General features: G+C 62.1%; 2 protein-coding genes. Both read right to left on the bottom strand.

From position 1 onward, the window contains the following. On the bottom strand, nt 1–263 hold a 263-nt coding region (locus tag RAD10_RS41385), incomplete at its 3' end, for an IS3 family transposase (protein ID WP_461621966.1). Between the two features lie 33 nt (nt 264–296). Further along, nucleotides 297–1395, bottom strand: a 1099-nt coding sequence (locus tag RAD10_RS41380) for an IS110 family RNA-guided transposase (RefSeq protein WP_461621965.1), incomplete at its 5' end; no start/stop codon positions are given.

The following is a 1395-nucleotide window of genomic DNA, read 5'->3' as shown; positions in this document are numbered from 1 at the left end:
TGCATCAGCCGTTCGATCCGGCCACGGCTGGCGCCACGATCCTGCCTGCGCAAGACGGCATGGACGCGGGGACTGCCGTAGCGGCCGCTGCTGTCTTGATGGACTTGGCGGATCTCGGCCAGGAGCACGGCATTGGATTTGGTCCGCTCACTCACCGGGCGATCGCGCCAGGCATAATAACCGGCCGGCGAGACCTCGAGCACGGCACACATCAGCCGTACCGGATAGGCGTCCCGATGGTCCTCGATGAAGCGGAATCTCATGTCCGGGTTCCGGCAAAGATCGCGATCGACTTCCTAAGAAACAGCCGGATTGGCGTCCTCCCCCGGAATGGCCTGCAAGACGAAGCCCAGCGATTTCGCCCGGCGCTGAAGATTGGCGAGGACGCGGCTGCGGTATTGTTGCTCATATTGGTCGGCGCCCGGGTCCTTGTAGCTCATACCGTGCCGGAGTGTGTTGTAGAACAGGACCGCGATCTTGCGAGCGGTCGCCGTCACGGCCTTCGCCTTGCCGGCACGAGAGGGCAGCCGACGATAAAATGCGCCGAGCGCCGTATCGCTCCGCCCGATGGTCGTGGCCGCCAGCCGCAATAGGGCAGCCGCCCGACTGGAAGATCTCCGTGTACGCGAAGAAAGCACCTTGCCGCCGGAGATTTTGTTCCCCGGTGCGAGACACAGCCAGGAGGTGAAGTGCTTGGCACTCGGCCATGCCCGCAGATCGGTGCCACACTCGCCAATGAGCTTCAGCGCAAGTGACGGACCTAACCCATGGATCTCGGTGAGATCGACGCCGAAGGCACCGTATAGAGCGGTTCTGACATCGAACGACGGCGTGTTGACCTGCTTGGTCTTTACCCGCGGCCGGGGGAGCTTGCCGATCGGCTTGGCTCCTTTGTCAGCCAGCGCCGCTATCAAGGATTCCAGCTTGCGGTCGCAGTCGAGCATCTTGGCTTGGTAGGTGTCGTAGAGTTCCAACGACTGGGTCAGCGCGAAGATATGTTCATCCCGATCATTGCCCACCAGTGCGGCGCGGATCGTCTCGATGGAGGAGTGGCAACGCACATCGCGGTACGTTGCCAACACGTCGGGATTGCGCTCGCCCGCAATAATGGCCCGGATAATCCGCATCCCGGTCGCACCGGTGATGTCCGAGACGACGTGGTGAAGCTGTAGGTTCATCTCCATCAGGGCCTTCTGCATGTGCTGGATGTGGGCGGCTGCGTATTCCACCAGTCGCTCCCGTTGACGCAGATAGGCGCGCAGAGTTGCGATCTCGGCATCAGGGCGGAAGCTTCCGCGTAACAGACCGTAGGAATGGAGCTGGCGCAGCCATGCGGCATCGCTGACATCTGTCTTGCGCCCAGGCACGTTCTTGGCGTAACGCGCATTGACCAGA

Source organism: Bradyrhizobium sp. 23AC (assembly GCF_054863025.1).
The sequence above is the reverse complement of the archived record's forward strand: the minus strand, read 5'-3'. Positions and strand labels throughout refer to the sequence as shown.